This is a genomic window from Phocaeicola fibrisolvens (assembly GCF_025567125.1).
In the GTDB taxonomy this organism is placed as follows: Bacteria; Bacteroidota; Bacteroidia; order Bacteroidales; family Bacteroidaceae; genus Phocaeicola; species Phocaeicola fibrisolvens.
Genome location: NZ_JAOQJI010000012.1, coordinates 56,561 through 74,093 on the forward strand (window position 1 = coordinate 56,561; position 17,533 = coordinate 74,093).

The 17,533-nt window shown below is 47.1% G+C and carries 15 protein-coding genes; 8 read left to right on the plus strand and 7 right to left on the minus strand.

What is annotated here, in order from left to right:
• Positions 1–5: 5 nt before the first annotated feature.
• From OCV81_RS07280 to OCV81_RS07310, 7 genes are all read right to left on the minus strand, one after another.
• Positions 6–326, minus strand: coding sequence for a nucleotide pyrophosphohydrolase (locus OCV81_RS07280; RefSeq protein ID WP_022353851.1), 321 nt, complete (start codon positions 324–326; stop codon positions 6–8).
• 2 nt (positions 327–328) lie between these two features.
• Positions 329–781 carry a D-aminoacyl-tRNA deacylase gene (gene dtd / locus OCV81_RS07285; protein WP_022353850.1) on the minus strand — a complete coding sequence of 151 codons (453 nt, stop codon included), beginning with the start codon at positions 779–781 and terminating at the stop codon, positions 329–331.
• A gap of 33 nt (positions 782–814) precedes the next feature.
• Positions 815–2,647: an excinuclease ABC subunit UvrC gene (gene uvrC, locus OCV81_RS07290; protein WP_148329456.1), complete on the minus strand. Its 1,833-nt coding sequence runs from the start codon at positions 2,645–2,647 to the stop codon at positions 815–817.
• Positions 2,648–2,745: 98 nt separating this feature from the next.
• Positions 2,746–3,270 (minus strand): adenine phosphoribosyltransferase, encoded by a 525-nt coding sequence (locus OCV81_RS07295; RefSeq protein ID WP_022353848.1) that lies wholly within the window; start codon positions 3,268–3,270, stop codon positions 2,746–2,748.
• Positions 3,271–3,327: 57 nt separating this feature from the next.
• Complete coding sequence (mnmG, locus tag OCV81_RS07300) at positions 3,328–5,199, minus strand: tRNA uridine-5-carboxymethylaminomethyl(34) synthesis enzyme MnmG (protein ID WP_148329457.1); 1,872 nt, start codon at positions 5,197–5,199, stop codon at positions 3,328–3,330.
• Positions 5,200–5,237: 38 nt separating this feature from the next.
• On the minus strand, positions 5,238–5,660 hold the full coding sequence (gene ybeY, locus OCV81_RS07305; RefSeq protein WP_022353083.1) for an rRNA maturation RNase YbeY: 423 nt from the start codon (positions 5,658–5,660) through the stop codon (positions 5,238–5,240).
• Positions 5,661–5,669: 9 nt separating this feature from the next.
• Positions 5,670–6,902: a nucleoside recognition domain-containing protein gene (locus OCV81_RS07310; protein WP_148329458.1), complete on the minus strand. Its 1,233-nt coding sequence runs from the start codon at positions 6,900–6,902 to the stop codon at positions 5,670–5,672.
• A gap of 100 nt (positions 6,903–7,002) precedes the next feature.
• On the opposite strand from OCV81_RS07310, the gene OCV81_RS07315 reads away from it, so the two are divergent.
• From OCV81_RS07315 to OCV81_RS07350, 8 genes are all read left to right on the plus strand, one after another.
• Complete coding sequence (locus OCV81_RS07315; protein WP_148329459.1) at positions 7,003–8,052, plus strand: DUF3810 domain-containing protein; 1,050 nt, start codon at positions 7,003–7,005, stop codon at positions 8,050–8,052.
• 314 nt (positions 8,053–8,366) lie between these two features.
• Positions 8,367–9,497 carry an N-acetyltransferase gene (locus OCV81_RS07320; RefSeq protein ID WP_148329460.1) on the plus strand — a complete coding sequence of 377 codons (1,131 nt, stop codon included), beginning with the start codon at positions 8,367–8,369 and terminating at the stop codon, positions 9,495–9,497.
• Between the two features lie 25 nt (positions 9,498–9,522).
• Positions 9,523–11,460, plus strand: a complete 1,938-nt coding sequence (locus OCV81_RS07325) for a DNA topoisomerase IV subunit B (RefSeq protein ID WP_148329461.1) — start codon at positions 9,523–9,525, stop codon at positions 11,458–11,460.
• Positions 11,461–11,487: 27 nt separating this feature from the next.
• Positions 11,488–11,949, plus strand: coding sequence for a pantetheine-phosphate adenylyltransferase (coaD, locus tag OCV81_RS07330; protein ID WP_148329462.1), 462 nt, complete (start codon positions 11,488–11,490; stop codon positions 11,947–11,949).
• 12 nt (positions 11,950–11,961) lie between these two features.
• Positions 11,962–13,551, plus strand: a complete 1,590-nt coding sequence (locus tag OCV81_RS07335; protein WP_148329463.1) for a S41 family peptidase — start codon at positions 11,962–11,964, stop codon at positions 13,549–13,551.
• A 266-nt stretch (positions 13,552–13,817) separates the two neighbouring features.
• Positions 13,818–14,507 (plus strand): succinate dehydrogenase/fumarate reductase cytochrome b subunit, encoded by a 690-nt coding sequence (locus OCV81_RS07340; RefSeq protein ID WP_148329464.1) that lies wholly within the window; start codon positions 13,818–13,820, stop codon positions 14,505–14,507.
• A 33-nt stretch (positions 14,508–14,540) separates the two neighbouring features.
• Positions 14,541–16,523 (plus strand): fumarate reductase/succinate dehydrogenase flavoprotein subunit, encoded by a 1,983-nt coding sequence (locus tag OCV81_RS07345; protein ID WP_148329465.1) that lies wholly within the window; start codon positions 14,541–14,543, stop codon positions 16,521–16,523.
• 35 nt (positions 16,524–16,558) lie between these two features.
• Positions 16,559–17,314 (plus strand): succinate dehydrogenase/fumarate reductase iron-sulfur subunit, encoded by a 756-nt coding sequence (locus tag OCV81_RS07350; protein WP_148329466.1) that lies wholly within the window; start codon positions 16,559–16,561, stop codon positions 17,312–17,314.
• Positions 17,315–17,533 lie beyond the last annotated feature (219 nt).

A 17,533-nucleotide genomic window follows, 5' to 3' on the forward strand; every position in this document is an offset into this window, starting at 1 on the left:
ACTCTTTATAGTTTAGGGTTGTTTTTATGTCTGTCCTTGTCACGGTTTGTCTTTTTCTCCAGGTTCTTACGAAAGGCTTCTGTCAGGTCTACGCCTGTTTGATTGGCCAGGCAGAGCAGTACCCAGAGCACATCCGCCATTTCATCGCCTAGGTCGGTTTTTTCTCCCGCTTTGAACGACTGGTCGCCATACGTCCGTGCCATGATGCGTGCCAGTTCTCCCACTTCCTCAGTGAGCACGGCCATGTTGGTCAGTTCACTGAAGTATCTCACTCCATACGTCTTGATCCACGTATCTACCGTTTTCTGTGCTTCTTCCAGTGTCATAGTTATTCCTTGTTTTTGGTATCCATGCAGATGGTTACCGGTCCGTTGTTAATCAGTTCCACTTTCATGTCGGCTCCGAATTCACCGGTTCCTACCTCCTTTCCGAGGGCAATGCTCAGTTCGTTGCAGAAATAATTATAGAGGGGAATGGCAGTTTCATGCCCCGCTGCTCGGATATAAGAAGGGCGATTTCCTTTCTTGGTAGAAGCCATTAAAGTGAACTGGCTGATGACCAGAATTTCTCCTTGTACATCCAGAATGGATTTGTTCATTACTCCGTTTTCATCGTCAAATACGCGGAGGTTGACAATCTTTTTGCAAAGCCAGTCGGCATCTTCTTGGGTGTCGGCTTCTTCAATACCGACCAGTACCATGAAGCCTTCCTTGATGGCTGATTTGCATGTCCCGTCAATGGTGACGGAAGCACGTGTCACACGTTGTATCACTACTCTCATGTTTCTCTTCTTGTTTTTACAAAAGTAAGAAAATTATTTGGAATCCGACAGGGATTCCTTGACGCTTTTCGCCGCGCTTTCTCCGATGACCTCTGCAATTTCTTCCAGACTTGCCTGACGGATACGGGTCACGCTCTTGAACTTTTTCAGCAGAGCTGTCTTCCGTTTTTCCCCGATGCCTTTGATGGTGTCGAGGGCCGAGGCAATCTGACTCTTGCTTCTTTTTTCCCGATGGAAAGTGATGGCAAAGCGGTGCACTTCGTCTTGTATATTCTCCAGAAGATGGAAAAGGGGAGTACCTTGCTTGATGCCGAGAGTTTGAGGAGGGAATCCATACAGAATCTCCGACGTCCGGTGGCGGTTGTTCTTGGCCAGTCCAACGATGGGAATCTGCAGGTGCAATTCGTCTTCCACGACTTCGCGTACCACTTCCATTTGTCCCTTTCCACCGTCGGTCAGTATCAGGTCGGGCAGTTCACCCTGTTCTTCCAGAATACGGGAATAGCGGCGGCGTACCACCTCCTGCATGGATGCATAATCGTCGGGACCCACTACCGTTTTGATGAGGTATTTGCGATAGTCTTTTTTGCTGGGCTTGGCTTGTTTGAACACCACGCAGGCAGCTACGGCATCTGAGCCTTGGATATTGGAATTGTCGAAACATTCGATGTGGTTGGGCATTTTCTCCAGGTGAAGCTGTGCCTGGATTTCTTTCATCAACCGTACGCTTCGTTGCTCCGGATTGAGCTTTTCCGCTTGTTTCAACCGGTCCACTTTATACTGTTTGACGTTCATCAGCGAGAGGTCGAGCAGGTGTTTCTTTTCGCCTCTTTGAGGTACGGTGAACGTCACTCCGTTCATTTCCATGTCCAGTTCAAAGGGAACAATGATTTCCTTGGATGTGCTTTTGTATCGTTCCCTCATTTCCACGATGCCGAGAGAAAGTAATTCTTCCTTGCTTTCGTTCATCCGCAGCTTGTATTCGAAGGTGAAGGCTTGGTTGATGCATCCGTTGGTGATGTGCAGGTAATTGATGTAAGCCGTATTTTCGTCCGTTTCAATCGAAAAGACATCGATTTGGTGCAGGGTGGCACTGACCACCTCGCTCTTGGCGCGATAGCTTTCGATGAGCATGTATTGTTCCTTGACCTTCTGTGCTTCTTCGAAACGCATCTCTCCAGCCAACCGTTTCATCTCTTCCATCAGGGCATTGCTCACAGCCTGTGTGTTTCCTTTCAACAACTCTTTTGCCTGTGCGATGTGCTGCATGTATGCTTCGTGCGATTGCTGTCCGATGCAAGGTCCCAGGCAGTTCTTGATATGGTATTCCAGACACACCTTGAATTTTCTCTGTGCGATATTTTCGGGCGTCAGGGCGAGGTGGCAGGTGCGCAGCGGATATAGTTTCTTGATTAGCTCCAGAATCGCCATCATCGAAGGAATATGACTGTAAGGGCCGTAGTAGGTAGACCCGTCGCGAATGATTTTCCGGGTCTTGTAGATACGCGGAAAATACTCGTTGCTGACGCAGATGGAAGGGTAGGTCTTGTCATCTTTCAGCAAGACGTTGTAACGTGGCTTGTATTTCTTGATAAGGTTGTTCTCCAGCAACAGGGCATCCTCCTCCGTATTGACCACAATGTAGCGGATATCTGCAATCTTCGACACCAGCATCCGTGTCTTGGCCGATTGGTGGTCTTTGGAGAAATAAGAGTACACACGCCGCTTCAGGTTCTTGGCCTTTCCCACATAGATGATGACTCCCTCCTTGTTCAAGTACTGGTATATGCCCGGTCCTTCCGGAAGGTTCAATACGATTCCTTTCAGGTATTCGCCGGTATTTTCTTTCTTTTCTACCTCTTCCATGGTTGCTTATTTCAGGTTGAAAAGCAGCCTTCCCTGCAGGGGCTTTTCGCTCCTTGCAAAGAAGGCTGCTTGAATTCTTTTTATCAAACGGAAACTGCTTACAGCTTCAGCAAGGTAGTTACTTCTACGTTCTCATCAAAAGCTTTTCGGCCGTTCAGTCCTTCCAACTCGATGACGAAGTTGACATACGCTTGCTTTACCCCGCAGCGTTTCACCAGTCGGTGAGCGGCTGCCATGGTTCCTCCTGTAGCCAGCAGGTCATCGTGCAACAGCACTACGTCTTCCGGGCTGATGGCATCTTTATGAAGCTGGATGGTGTCGGTGCCATACTCCTTGGCGTAGGTCTCTTCTATCACTTCAGCGGGAAGCTTACCGGGCTTGCGGGCCATGATGAAGCCTGCTCCCAGACGAGCCGCTAAAGCGCCTCCCAGGATGAATCCTCTTGACTCGATTCCCACGACCTTCGTGATACCTTTGTCCTTGTACATCTCGTAAAGTTCGTCAATCATGCCCTGCAAACATTCAGGGTTTTTGAAGAGGGTAGTGACATCGTAGAACAAGATGCCGGGCTTGGGAAAATCAGGGATTTCCCGGAGGTTTTTCTTTAATGTTTCTTTGTTCATATCCAGTGTTTTATATGTAATCCTTAAATGAATTGTTTCACGTGAAACATGGCTTGTTTAGCGCCCCAGCAGCACGAGCAGCACATTGATGTCGCTGGGAGAGACGCCTGGAATACGGCTGGCCTGAGCCAGGGTTTCCGGGTCTATCTTCACGAGCTTCTGGCGTGCTTCTGTAGAGAGGGACTGCAGATTGGCATAGTCGAATTTGCCCTTGATGCGGATGGATTCCAACCGGTGAATCTTGTCGGCGATGGTCCGCTCGCGGTCGATGTATCCTTTGTACTTGATGCGGATTTCGGCGGCCTCTATCACCTCCTCTTTGCGGTCGTCAAACTTATCCAGCTCGGCTTGGAAGACGGGGATGTGTGGGGCGATATTTTCAATGGTAATTTGCGGACGGCTGATTAAATCTACCAGCTTGCATCCATGGGTGAGCTGGGCCGTACCCAGGCTTTCCAGCGCCTCGTTTATCTTGTCGGCTTTGACCGAGAAATTATTGACGAAGTTGACCAGGTGGTCGATGGCTGCCCGTTTCTTTTGGAAGATGGCGTAACGGTCTTCCTTCACCAATCCCAGCTGGTAGGCCCGTTCCGTCAGTCGCATGTCGGCATCGTCCTGACGGAGCAGGATACGGTATTCGGCTCTCGACGTAAACATACGATAAGGTTCGTCCACTCCCTTCGTCACCAGGTCGTCAATCAGTACGCCGATGTAAGCTTCGTCACGTCCCAGGATGAAGGGCTCTCCACCGTGGCAGTTCAAGTGTGCGTTGATGCCGGCAATGATTCCCTGGCCGCCCGCTTCTTCGTATCCGGTCGTTCCGTTCACCTGTCCGGCAAAGAACAGGTTCTTCACCACCTTTGATTCCAGTGTATGCTTGAGCTGGGTCGGGTCGAAATAATCGTATTCGATGGCATATCCCGGACGATATACCACCAGGTCTTTGAAGCACGGAATCTTCTTCAACGCTTCCAGCTGAATCTCCATCGGCAGGGAAGAAGAGAATCCGTTCAGGTAAAGTTCACGGGTAGTTTCTCCCTCCGGCTCCAGGAAAAGCTGGTGTTGGGGTTTGTCGGGGAACGTCACAATTTTGGTCTCGATGCTTGGGCAGTAACGCGGTCCGATGCTCTTGATTTGTCCGTTGAAAAGGGGAGAGTCGGCCAGTCCTTTCCGCAGGGTGGCATGTACTTCCTCATTCGTAAAGCAGGTCCAGCACTGCAGTTGTTGCAGGTGGCGCGGTTCGCTGATGAACGAAAAACGGTGGAAATCGTTTTCTCCATCCTGTGTATCCATCAAGTCAAAGTGGACACTCTTTCCGTCGATACGTACTGGTGTACCGGTTTTCATTCGTCCGGCCGTGATACCGTGCCGGGTGATGGATTCGGTGAGGTGGTAAGAAGCCGGTTCCGCACAGCGTCCGCCTGCCAGCATCTTATGTCCGATGTGCATCAGTCCGTTCAGAAACGTACCTGCAGTGAGCACGATACATTTGGCATGGAACGTCACGCCCCAGCAAGTCACCAGTCCTGTCACTTCTCCGTTTTCTACCAGCAGTTCCTCCACAGTGTCCTGCCAGATCTGCAGGTTCGGCAGATTTTCGAGTACCTCTCTCCAGGCCCAGATAAATTTGCCACGGTCGCATTGCGCACGCGGACTCCACATGGCCGGACCCTTGGAACGGTTCAGCATGCGGAACTGGATAGCCGTCTTGTCGGTCACCAGTCCCATGTATCCTCCCAGGGCATCAATCTCTCTGACAATTTGTCCCTTGGCGATACCTCCGACCGCTGGGTTACAACTCATCTGCCCGATTTTGTTCATGTCCATGGTAATCAGGCAGGTCTTCGAGCCCAGATTGGCTGCAGCGGCTGCAGCCTCACATCCGGCATGACCGGCACCAATTACGATTACATCATACTTAAAATCCATTCGTTTTTATGTTTTTATTTCTTCTGCAAAAATACGAATTACATGAAATCTTTCCGCATTTCCAGGGCCTTGTTTTCGGCAGCCTCCATGATTTCGCGTTCGCCGGGACCCTTGTCGTTGATGCCGCACAGGTGCAGGATGCCGTGGATGATGACGCGGAAAAGTTCTGTTTCATACGGGGCTTCAAACTGCACGGCGTTGGTCCGTACGGTATCCAGGCTGATGAACAAGTCGCCCGACAACCGTTTCCCTTCACAGTAGTCGAAGGTGATGATATCTGTATAATAATCGTGTTGCAGGTATTGTCGGTTCACCTCCAGAATCTTTTCGTCCGAGCAGAATATGTAGGCAATTTCGCCCACTCTTTTTCCGTAACTCTCCGCTACGGCTTTGATCCATGCGGTGGTTTCACGCTGCTTGATGGCGGGCATTTCCACGCCTTCGGTTTGATAACTGATCATAATGGTATGTTAATTGAAAAATAAATATCCGATAAAGATGGCGGCCAGTACGCCGGCAAAATCGGCAATCAGTCCGCAGGGGACGGCATGCCGGGTGCGGGTTACGCTCACACTCCCAAAGTAGACAGCCAGGATGTAGAACGTGGTATCGGTGGAACCTTGGAAAATGCAGGCCAGGCGTCCCACAAAAGAATCGGCTCCGTACGTGGTCATGGCATCTACCATCAGGCCGCGAGCTCCGCTTCCGCTCAACGGTTTCATCAAGGCGGTAGGCAAGGCTCCAACAAACTGGTCGTCCAGTCCACAGCCTCTCACCAGTGTGGCGATGCCTTGTATCAGAAAGTCCATGGCTCCTGAAGCTCGGAAGACCCCGATGGCTACCAGAATGGCCACAAGATACGGGATGATTCTCACGGCAGTGGAGAAACCTTCCTTGGCTCCTTCCACGAACGCATCATAGACATTGACTTTCTTTCGTACGCCTGCCACAATGAAACCGATGATAATCAGAAAAAGGAAGACATTGGCAAAAGTGGTAGAGTAGAGATCAATCTGTTGTCGGGTGAGTAGGTGGAAAAAATAGATGATACCCGCGATGAAAAGGCTGGCTCCTCCCAAAAACAGGAGGATGGTACGGTTCAGCAGATTGATACGCTGGTATACGCTGACCGCAAGGATACCGGCCAGGGTCGAGAAGAACGTGGCCAGTAGGATAGGCACAAATACGTCGGTCGGTTGGGCCGCTCCCAGCTGTGCCCGATATACCATGATGCTGATAGGAATTAAGGTCAGTCCCGAAGTGTTCAGCACCAGAAACATGATCATCGGGTTGCTCGCCGTGTCTTTCTTCGGGTTCAGTTCCTGCAACCCCTCCATCGCTTTCAGTCCAAGAGGAGTGGCTGCGTTGTCCAGTCCCAGCATGTTGGCCGCCAGGTTCATGAAAATACTGCCCGTCACCGGATGTCCTTTCGGAATATCTGGAAACAGTTTCGAGAATAGCGGACTGAGCAGCCGGGCAAAAAGCTGGATCACGCCTCCCTTTTCTCCAATCTTCATGATGCCGAGCCAAAGCGAAAGTACGCCGGTCAGTCCCAAAGATATTTCAAAAGCTGTCTTCGATGAGTCGAAGGTCGAGTTGATAATTGCTGGAAAAACAGTCGTGTCGCCAAAGCACACCAGTTTCACGAGGGCCACCCCGAAAGCCAGCAGAAAGAATGCAATCCAGATGTAGTTTAATGCCATTTTCTGTCTAAGTATAATTCATGATTAATCTGTGTTACAAAAGTATATATTTTCTTTGTCACTACCTTCACCTTCTTTGAAAACATATAACTTTGTGTGTATGAAAAGTTTTCCGTTACGTTACATACGTTGGGGCATAGAAGCTCTTTTGTTAGGGCTTGTTTTTCTTTGCCGTTATTGGCCGGCGGCGGGTGAGGTATATGCCCGCTACGTCTATCCCGTGCTGTCTGCCGTGTTGTCCGCTTTGGTAGCATGGATTCCGTTCTCGGTGGAGGAATGGCTGGTCATCGCTTTCGCCCTCCTTTTCATCGGCTTGCCGTTCTGGGCCCGTCGCCGCAGAAAAGGTTGGAGATGGGTGTTGCGAGCCGAAGTGGAGTGCGCGGTAATCTGTTACCTCTGGTTTTATTGGGGATGGGGAATCAACTATTTCCGAAAAGATTTCTTTATCCGTTCCTCTACCGAACCGGTAACTTATGTCGCAGCCGACTTTCACCGTTTTCTGGCTGCTTATACTGATTCCTTGAATGCCTCGTACACGATGAGTGCGTTTCCTGCTTCCACAGAAATCGAGGAGGAGGTGAAGCAGTTGTATGCACGGGTTCCTTCCCGATTTGGACTTTCCAGTCCTCGCAGCTACCAGCATCCTAAGTCGGTTGCTTTCAATGCCCTTTATTCCGGTGTCGGAGTTTTGGGATACATGGGGCCTTTCTTCTCTGAGTCGCAGTTGAACCGAGAGTTGCTTCCTTTGCAATGGCCTTTCACCTATGCTCATGAATACGCCCATTTGCTCGGGGTGAGCAGCGAAGCCGAAGCCAATTTTTGGGCCTATCAGATTTGCATCCGTTCCCAGTCGCCGTCGGTCCGTTATGCCGGTTATTTTGGTTTGCTGCCCTATGTCCTCTCGAATGCTGTCGGTTTGCTGGATGAAGAAGCTTATCAGCAGTTGTGCCGTTCCATCCGTCCGGAGGTGTGGAAGGCCCTTCGGGAAAAGGAAGCTTATTGGGATTCGAAGTACAGCCCGTGGGTAGGACGGCTGCAGGCGCAGATTTATGAATGGTACCTGAAAGGCAATCAGATTTCTTCCGGCCAGAAAAATTATGGAGAAGTAATCTCCATGGTCTTGTCTTTGCCGTCAGGCTGGTGGCGATGAGCCTGCGAGAATGTAAAAAACGTGGTCAACTGCCCGGAAAGAGATGAATTTTGAAGTCTCGCGAGGGAAAAGTATTTTATTTTCTTGTAAAACAATAAATTGCGAAAAATCGGGTTCTCCCAATCTGGAAGACAAGTGAAAAGAAAACTTAAAATATGACTTTTCTGCTGCTTGTGGGAAGCGGTGCCAGTTTTCCTCTGCTGTTGCTTAAAGTGTGAAAATCAGTGAATGGACCAGATTTTCAGAGAAAAAGCATTATCTTTACAGCCTTAATTTTTCTAAACTCACAGCGAACGAAAGAAAATTATATCACAATGACTGTCACTATTAAGAAAGTTACGACGAAGAAAGAACTGACAAAGTTTATTCGTTTCAATTACGAGCTTTATAAAAATAATCCTTATTCTGTTCCCGATTTGTATGATGATATGCTGAATACTTTTAATCCGGAAAAGAATGCTGCATTTGAGTTCTGTGAAGCGGATTATTTTTTGGCCTATCGGGGAGATGAGATTGTAGGGCGTGTAGCTGCTATTATCAATCACCGGGCCAATGATACTTGGCACAAGAAAGAAGTCCGTTTTGGCTGGCTTGATTTCATTGATGAAGAAGAAGTTTCGGCTGCCTTGTTGGATGCCGTAGCCAAGTGGGGAAAAGAAAAAGGTATGGAGGCCATTGTTGGTCCGCTGGGATTTACCGATATGGATGCGGAAGGCATGTTGGTAGAAGGTTTTGATCAATTAGGAACGATGGCTACTATTTATAATTACTCTTATTATCCAGAACACATGGAGCAGTTGGGCTTTCAGAAAGAAGCCGATTGGGTAGAATACAAGCTCACTGTTCCACATCAGCTTCCTGATAAGTTTGTACGTATTTCTGAGATTATACTTCAGAAATATAAATTGAAAATCAAAAAACTCAAACGAAGCGAAATCAAGAAACAACATTACGGACAGAAAATCTTCGATCTGATTAATGAAGCATACGCTCCGCTTTATGGATATTCCCAGATGACACAGGGGCAAATCAATCAATATGTAAAGATGTATCTTCCCCTGATAGATTTGCGTATGGTGTCTTTGGTGGAAGATGAAGAAGGTAACTTGGTAGCTGTGGGTATTGCCATGCCTTCGTTGTCGGTAGCTTTGCAGAAAGCCAAAGGCAAGATGTTGCCTTTTGGTTGGTATTATTTGCTGAAAGCATTGTTCATCAAACGTCCACGTGTGCTTGATTTGTTGTTGGTCGGAGTAAAGCCTGAATATCAAAGCAAGGGGGTTAATGCCTTGTTGTTCTATGATTTGGTACCTATCTTCCAGCAAATGGGATTTGAATACGGTGAGAGCAATCCGGAATTGGAACTTAATAAGAAGGTGCAGGCACAATGGAGTGCTTTCGAGTCGGTTCAGCACAAGCGCCGCCGGGCTTATAAAAAAATGATTTAATTGTCAAAAAGGGGTTATATAATATATGGAAGAAATTAACGAACACACTGTTTCTTCCGCCAGCTATACGGAAGAGAACATTCGCCACTTGAGCGATATGGAGCATGTGCGTACGCGTCCAGGTATGTATATTGGGCGATTGGGCGATGGGTCACAGGCTGAGGATGGTATTTACGTATTACTGAAGGAAGTGGTAGACAACAGTATCGACGAGTTCAAGATGGGAGCTGGGAAACGTATCGAGATTCAGTTGGAAGATAACTTGCGTGTGTCCGTGCGTGACTATGGTCGAGGTATCCCTTTGGGTAGTTTGGTCGATGCCGTCTCTATGTTGAATACGGGAGGAAAATACGATACTAAAGCTTTCAAAAAAAGTGTGGGGTTAAACGGAGTTGGTGCAAAAGCGGTTAATGCATTGAGTTCTTATTTTGTGGCCTGGAGTGTCCGTGACGGACAGATGCGTAAGGCTGTGTTTGAACGTGGAGAGCTGATTAGTGACGAAACGTGTACTACCGACGAGGAAAACGGTACTTATATCTTTTTTGAACCCGATGATACCCTGTTCCTAAACTATCGCTTCCGTCCGGAGTTCATCGAGACCATGCTCCGTAACTATACCTATTTAAATACGGGTCTTTCCATTTATTATAACGGTCACCGCATTGTAAGCCGTAATGGACTGGAAGACTTGCTGAACGACAATATGACGGCACCAGGTTTGTATCCTATCGTACATCTCATGGGTGAGGATATCGAGATTGCTTTCACCCACAGTGCACAGTACGGCGAAGAATACTATTCGTTTGTCAATGGACAGCATACCACCCAAGGAGGAACTCATCAGAGTGCCTTCAAGGAACACATAGCCCGCACTATCAAGGAATTTTACGGAAAAAACCTCGAATACCAGGATATTCGCAATGGATTGGTGGCCGCTATTGCCATCAATGTGATTGAACCAACTTTTGAGAGTCAGACCAAGATCAAGTTGGGCTCGCTGACTATGGCTCCCGAGAAAGATTCTGAGGGTAATCCTTATCCACTTTCCGGAGTCAGTGTCAATAAGTTTGTGGGCGATTTCGTGAAAGAGCAGGTAGATAACTATCTTCACAAGCATTCCGACGTAGCAGAAATTCTGTTGCAGAAAATTCAGGAGTCTGAGAAAGAACGTAAGGCCATTGCAGGTGTGACGAAAATTGCTCGCGAACGCGCCAAGAAAGCCAATTTGCACAACCGCAAACTGCGCGATTGCCGCATTCATCTCAACGACCAGAAGGGTGGTAAGAAAGACGAAGAAGACGATCCACGCCTGGAAAGTTCTATCTTTATCACCGAGGGAGATTCGGCCAGCGGTTCCATCACAAAGAGCCGTGATGTCAACACACAGGCCGTGTTCAGCTTGCGTGGTAAACCGTTGAATTCATTTGGGCTGACTAAGAAGGTGGTGTATGAAAATGAAGAGTTCAATCTTTTGCAGGCGGCTTTGAATATTGAGGACGGACTCGATGGGCTTCGTTATAATAAAGTAATTGTAGCTACTGATGCCGATGTAGACGGTATGCATATTCGTTTGTTAATGATTACTTTCTTCTTGCAGTTCTTTCCTGACCTTATCAAAAAAGGCCATGTATATATTCTGCAAACCCCCTTATTCCGCGTACGTAACCGTAAGAAAGGCGTGTATGAGACTATCTACTGCTATTCGGACGAAGAGCGGTTGGCGGCTATCAAGAAACTGAGTCCCAATCCGGAAATCACTCGATTCAAAGGGCTGGGAGAAATCTCCCCTGACGAGTTCCGTCATTTCATCGGAAAAGATATGCGTTTGGAGCAAGTGAGTCTCCGCAAAACTGATGCCGTGAAAGAACTACTGGAATTTTATATGGGAAAGAACACCATGGAACGCCAGAATTTTATCATCGACAACTTGGTGGTGGAAGAAGACTTGATAAATGAAGAATGAACAATTAATACTTGTCAATTATCAGTGATGAAAAGAGCTATATTTCCAGGCACATTCGACCCGTTTACTATCGGCCACTATTCCGTGGTGAAGCGTGCCTTGACTTTTATGGATGAAATCATTATCGGTATTGGAGTGAACGATAAGAAGAAAACCTGGTTCCCCACCGAACGGCGTGTGGAGATGATTCGGAAACTTTATGCCGACGAACCTCGTATTACCGTCGAGGCATACGACAATCTGACGGTGGATTTTGCCCGCGAACGGGGAGCCGGATTTATTATCCGTGGCATCCGTACCGTACATGATTTTGAATATGAAGAAACCATTGCCGATATCAACCGTAAGTTGGCCGGTGTGGAAACCATTCTGCTCTTTACAGAGCCGGAACTGACAGCAATCAGTTCTACCATTGTGCGCGAATTGTTGCAGTATGGCAAGGATGTGTCTGCGTTTCTGCCCGAAGGAATGGAAATAGATAACAAATAAACCTTTCAGCACATGAAAATCAGAAAATATATATTAACGTGTTTTTGTGGATTAGCTGTATGGACAGCTTTGTCTGCACAGAACAAACTGCTTGACTCTCCCTCGCGTAAGTTGCAGCTGGCAGAATTTGCCATCTCTAACTTGTATGTCGATAAAGTGGATGAAGATAAATTGGTGGAAACCGCCATTGTCAGCATGCTTGAAAAGCTCGATCCGCATTCCACTTATTCCGATCCGGAGGAAGTGAAGAGGCTCAATGAACCTTTACAAGGAAATTTCGATGGCATCGGTATTCAGTTCAATATGGCTACCGATACACTATTCGTTATTCAGCCCGTGTCGGGAGGACCTTCCGAGAAAGTTGGTATTCTGGCAGGAGATCGTATTATCGAAGTTAACGATACGGTAATTGCCGGTGTAAAGATGAATACGGAGGAAGTGATGCGTCGTTTGCGTGGTCCTAAAGGCTCTACAGTGACGGTGAAAGTACTTCGTGCCGGTGTCAAGGAATTGTTGCCATTTACCATTAAGCGTGACAAGATTCCCGTATACAGTTTGGATGCCTCCTATATGGTGGAAGGTCAGATTGGCTATATCCGCGTGAATCGTTTTGCTGCTACTACTGGTAAGGAGTTTACCGATGCACTTCATAAACTTCAGAAACAGGGCATGAAAGACCTGATACTTGATTTGCAAGGGAATGGCGGTGGTTACTTGAATGCAGCCATTAGTCTGTGTGACCAAATACTGGGTGAAAAAGAATTGATAGTGTATACCGAGGGCCGTCGTAATCCGCGTTCGGAGTTTACTGCAAAAGGCGACGGTGATTTCCAGCAGGGCCGTTTGGTGGTACTTGTCGATGAATTTTCGGCTTCGGCCAGTGAGATTGTGACCGGAGCTATTCAGGATTGGGATAGAGGAATTGTAGTTGGTCGTCGTACCTTTGGAAAAGGGTTGGTGCAACGTCCCATTGATTTACCCGACGGGTCAATGATTCGTCTGACAGTGGCCCGTTACTACACCCCTTCAGGACGTTGTATCCAGAAGCCTTATGAGAGTATCGAGAAATATAACAAGGATTTGATTGACCGTTATAATCGGGGAGAGATGATGAGTGCCGACAGCATTCATTTTCCTGATTCACTCAAGGCAAAGACCTTGAAATTGGGACGTACGGTGTATGGGGGAGGAGGCATCATGCCTGATTATTTTGTGCCTATTGATACCACAATGTATACCGATTATTATTTGTCGCTTCGTGATAAAGGAGCCATGGTACAATTGAATATCAAACTTATTGACCGTTACCGGAAGGAATGGCTCAGGCGGTATAAGAATTTTGAGCGTTTTAACCGTGAGTTTGAGGTGACAAAAGAAATGCTTGATGAACTAGTGGCTCAAGGAACTTCCATGGGCATTACTTATAACGAAACGCAGTTTCACACAGCCTTACCTTTAGTCAAGACCCAGCTGAAAGCTTTGTTGGCCCGTGACATTTGGGATATGAATGAATATTTCCAGGTGATTAATCAGTTGAATGAGAGCATGAAAAAAGCCGTAGAGTTGTTGCGTCAGCCAGGAATGAATTTTCCCAAGAGGTAGAACCTGATGAATACTTTTATGTTTTGGATAAAATGAAAGCATGTGCTCTATAAAGCGCAAAGGCATTTGAATCAAAGCATTTTTATGTTTTTGATTCAAATGCCTTTGCGCTTTTTCTTGCTCTTCAAATCGCTTTTTTTGATTACAGAATTTTTTCCATAATCTGTTGTATTATCTGAATAAATCTTCTAATTTTGCATCATCAATTGGACTGTGGAATACGAATTTATAGTTCTAACAATTAAATAATTTAAATTCAATCATTTATGTGGTTAAGTAATTCATCTATTGGAAGGAAAGTGGTGATGAGCGTCACAGGTATCGCCCTTGTCCTGTTTCTGACATTTCACATGGCGATGAACTGTGTTGCTTTGTTCTCAGGCGAGGCATACAACATGGTTTGTGAGTTCCTCGGCGCTAACTGGTATGCACTGGTAGCTACTGTCGGACTGGCTGCCTTGTTTGTAATTCACATCATCTACGCTTTCTGGCTGACGATGTTGAACCGTGCTGCACGTGGTCACGAACGTTATGCGGTGACAGCAAAACCGAAAAACGTGGAATGGGCATCTCAGAACATGCTGGTACTGGGTATCATCGTTATCTTGGGTTTGGCTCTTCACTTTGTGAACTTTTGGAGCAAAATGCAGTTCGCTGAAATCGTGGGCAACCCGATGATGGGAGGTCTTCATGCAGCCGACGGTTATGGCTACATCCTGCAGACATTCTCTAATCCGGTGTTCTTTGTACTGTACATCATCTGGCTGATTGCTTTGTGGTTCCATTTGACTCACGGATTCTGGAGTGCTATGCAGACCCTGGGTTGGAACAACACCATCTGGATTAACCGCTGGAAATGCATCTCAAATATCTATTCTACTATCATCGTTCTTGGTTTTATGGTAGTAGCAGTTGTGTTCTTCTTGAAGAGCCTGATGGGTTGCGGTGCTTGCTAATTTAAGTGTAACTGATTAAATTGAAAAAACATTATGACTAAGATACTTGATTCTAAGATTCCTGAAGGCCCGATAGCTGAGAAATGGACCAATTATAAAGCTCACCAGAAACTGGTGAACCCGGCTAACAAACGTCGCCTGGACATCATCGTGGTAGGTACTGGTTTGGCAGGTGCTTCTGCTGCTGCTTCTCTGGGTGAAATGGGATTTCGCGTATTTAACTTCTGTATTCAGGACTCTCCGCGTCGTGCACACTCTATTGCTGCACAGGGTGGTATCAACGCAGCCAAGAACTATCAGAACGACGGTGACTCTGTATATCGTCTGTTCTATGATACAGTGAAAGGTGGTGACTACCGTGCACGTGAAGCTAACGTATATCGTTTGGCTGAAGTGTCAAACAACATCATCGACCAGTGCGTGGCACAGGGTGTTCCTTTCGCTCGTGAATACGGTGGTACACTGGCTAACCGTTCATTCGGTGGTGCACAGGTATCTCGTACTTTCTATGCCAAAGGTCAGACGGGTCAGCAGCTGTTGCTGGGTGCATACTCTGCATTGAGCCGTCAGGTAGGTGCAGGTACTGTAAAACTGTACACTCGTTATGAAATGGAAGACATCGTCATCGTAGACGGTCGTGCACGTGGTATCATTGCCAAGAACCTGGTAACGGGTAAGCTGGAACGTTTCGCAGCCCATGCAGTGGTAATCGCTACTGGTGGTTACGGTAACACTTACTTCCTGTCTACCAACGCCATGGCTTGTAACTGTACAGCTGCCATGTCTTGCTACCGTAAAGGTGCCTTGTTTGCCAATCCGGCTTACGTACAGATCCACCCGACTTGTATCCCGGTACACGGTGACAAGCAGTCTAAGTTGACTTTGATGTCTGAATCTTTGCGTAACGACGGTCGTATCTGGGTTCCGAAGAAACTGGAAGATGCCAAAGCATTGCAGGCAGGTACCATGAAGCCGACAGACATCCCTGAAGAAGACCGTGACTACTATTTGGAACGTCGTTATCCGGCATTCGGTAACCTGGTTCCGCGTGACGTAGCTTCACGTGCTGCCAAGGAACGTTGCGACCATGGTTTTGGTGTGAACAACACCGGTCTGGCTGTTTATCTGGACTTCTCTGAATGTATCGAACGTCTGGGCTTGGATGTAGTTCGTCAACGTTACGGTAACCTCTTCGATATGTATGAAGAAATCACTGACGTCAATCCGGGTGAAGTAGGAAAAGAAATTAACGGTGTGAAATACTATAACCCGATGATGATTTATCCGGCTATCCACTATACAATGGGTGGTATTTGGGTAGACTATGAACTGCAGACTACTATCAAGGGTCTGTTTGCCATCGGTGAATGTAACTTCTCTGATCACGGTGCCAACCGTCTGGGTGCATCTGCATTGATGCAGGGTCTGGCCGACGGTTATTTCGTATTGCCTTACACTATCCAGAACTATCTGGCCGACCAGATTACCGTTCCTCGTTTCTCTACCGACCTGCCTGAATTTGCAGAAGCAGAAAAGGCTGTTCAGGACAAGATTGACCACCTGATGAACATCAAGGGTAAGAAGTCTGTCGATTCTATCCACAAGGAATTGGGTCGTGTGATGTGGGAATACGTCGGAATGGGACGTACGGCAGAAGGCTTGAAGACTGGTCTGGCCAAGCTGAAAGAAATCCGTAAGGAATTCGAAACCGAACTGTTCATCCCGGGTTCTAAGGAAGGTATGAACATTGAGCTGGATAAAGCTATCCGTCTGAACGACTTCATCACAATGGGTGAGCTGATTGCTTACGATGCATTGAACCGTAACGAATCTTGCGGTGGTCACTTCCGTGAAGAATACCAGACTGAAGAAGGTGAAGCAAAACGTGATGATGCCAACTTCTTCTACGTAGCTTGCTGGGAATACCAGGGAAGCGACGACAAGGCTCCGGTATTGTACAAAGAACCGCTGGTTTACGAAGCTATCAAAGTACAGACTCGTAACTATAAGAGCTAATCAGTGAAGTTAAACAATTAAAGAATCTAAGTAAAATGGATAAAAATATATCATTTACGCTGAAAATTTGGCGTCAGAACGGACCTAAGGATAAAGGTCATTTCGATACATTCCAGATGAAGGATATCCCGGGTGATACTTCTTTCCTGGAAATGCTGGATATCTTGAACGAACAGCTCATCGAAGCAGGAAAAGAACCGATTGTATTCGACCACGACTGTCGTGAAGGTATCTGCGGTATGTGCTCATTGTATATCAACGGACATCCTCACGGACCTGCTACAGGCGCTACTACCTGCCAGATTTACATGCGTCGTTTCAATGACGGCGATGTGATTACGGTGGAACCGTGGCGTTCTGCCGGTTTCCCGGTCATCAAGGACTTGATGGTTGACCGTTCGGCATACGACAAAATCATGCAGGCTGGTGGTTTCATCAGCGTGCGTACGGGTGCTCCTCAGGATGCCAACGCTATCCTGATTCCGAAGACCGTTGCCGATGAAGCCATGGACGCTGCCACTTGTATCGGTTGTGGTGCTTGTGTAGCTGCTTGTAAGAACGGTTCAGCCATGCTGTTCGTTTCTGCCAAGGTGAGCCAGTTGAACCTGCTGCCTCAGGGCAAGCCGGAAGCATTGCGCCGTGCAAAGGCCATGATTGCCAAGATGGACGAGCTGGGCTTCGGTAACTGTACGAACACTCGTGCCTGCGAAGCTGAATGTCCGAAATGCGTATCTATCAGCAACATCGCCCGTTTGAACCGCGATTTTATCAAGGCCAAACTGAAAGACTAATTGTCAACTATTTCTGAATAAACAAAGATTCGCCCCGGAGCAGATATTGTTTCGGGGCGAATTGTTTTTTCTATTGCTAAATAGTTTTAAAAAGCTGAAAATCAAGCTGTGAATACTTGCATAGAATAAGTGTTATTCTTACATTTGTCACGTGATTTTTTTCATAGTATTAGATTTAAGGTTAACAAGGTTGGGAGAAAGCGTTCTCCCATTTTTTTT

Coding starts and splice junctions, on each gene's coding strand:
- OCV81_RS07340 (WP_148329464.1), top strand. CDS start 13,818: ATGTGGTTAAGTAATTCATCTATTGGAAGGAAAGTGGTGATGAGCGTC.
- ybeY (WP_022353083.1), bottom strand. CDS start 5,660: ATGATCAGTTATCAAACCGAAGGCGTGGAAATGCCCGCCATCAAGCAG.
- OCV81_RS07325 (WP_148329461.1), top strand. CDS start 9,523: ATGGAAGAAATTAACGAACACACTGTTTCTTCCGCCAGCTATACGGAA.
- OCV81_RS07335 (WP_148329463.1), top strand. CDS start 11,962: ATGAAAATCAGAAAATATATATTAACGTGTTTTTGTGGATTAGCTGTA.
- dtd (WP_022353850.1), bottom strand. CDS start 781: ATGAGAGTAGTGATACAACGTGTGACACGTGCTTCCGTCACCATTGAC.
- OCV81_RS07350 (WP_148329466.1), top strand. CDS start 16,559: ATGGATAAAAATATATCATTTACGCTGAAAATTTGGCGTCAGAACGGA.
- OCV81_RS07295 (WP_022353848.1), bottom strand. CDS start 3,270: ATGAACAAAGAAACATTAAAGAAAAACCTCCGGGAAATCCCTGATTTT.
- mnmG (WP_148329457.1), bottom strand. CDS start 5,199: ATGGATTTTAAGTATGATGTAATCGTAATTGGTGCCGGTCATGCCGGA.
- OCV81_RS07280 (WP_022353851.1), bottom strand. CDS start 326: ATGACACTGGAAGAAGCACAGAAAACGGTAGATACGTGGATCAAGACG.
- OCV81_RS07315 (WP_148329459.1), top strand. CDS start 7,003: ATGAAAAGTTTTCCGTTACGTTACATACGTTGGGGCATAGAAGCTCTT.
- OCV81_RS07310 (WP_148329458.1), bottom strand. CDS start 6,902: ATGGCATTAAACTACATCTGGATTGCATTCTTTCTGCTGGCTTTCGGG.
- OCV81_RS07320 (WP_148329460.1), top strand. CDS start 8,367: ATGACTGTCACTATTAAGAAAGTTACGACGAAGAAAGAACTGACAAAG.
- coaD (WP_148329462.1), top strand. CDS start 11,488: ATGAAAAGAGCTATATTTCCAGGCACATTCGACCCGTTTACTATCGGC.
- uvrC (WP_148329456.1), bottom strand. CDS start 2,647: ATGGAAGAGGTAGAAAAGAAAGAAAATACCGGCGAATACCTGAAAGGA.
- OCV81_RS07345 (WP_148329465.1), top strand. CDS start 14,541: ATGACTAAGATACTTGATTCTAAGATTCCTGAAGGCCCGATAGCTGAG.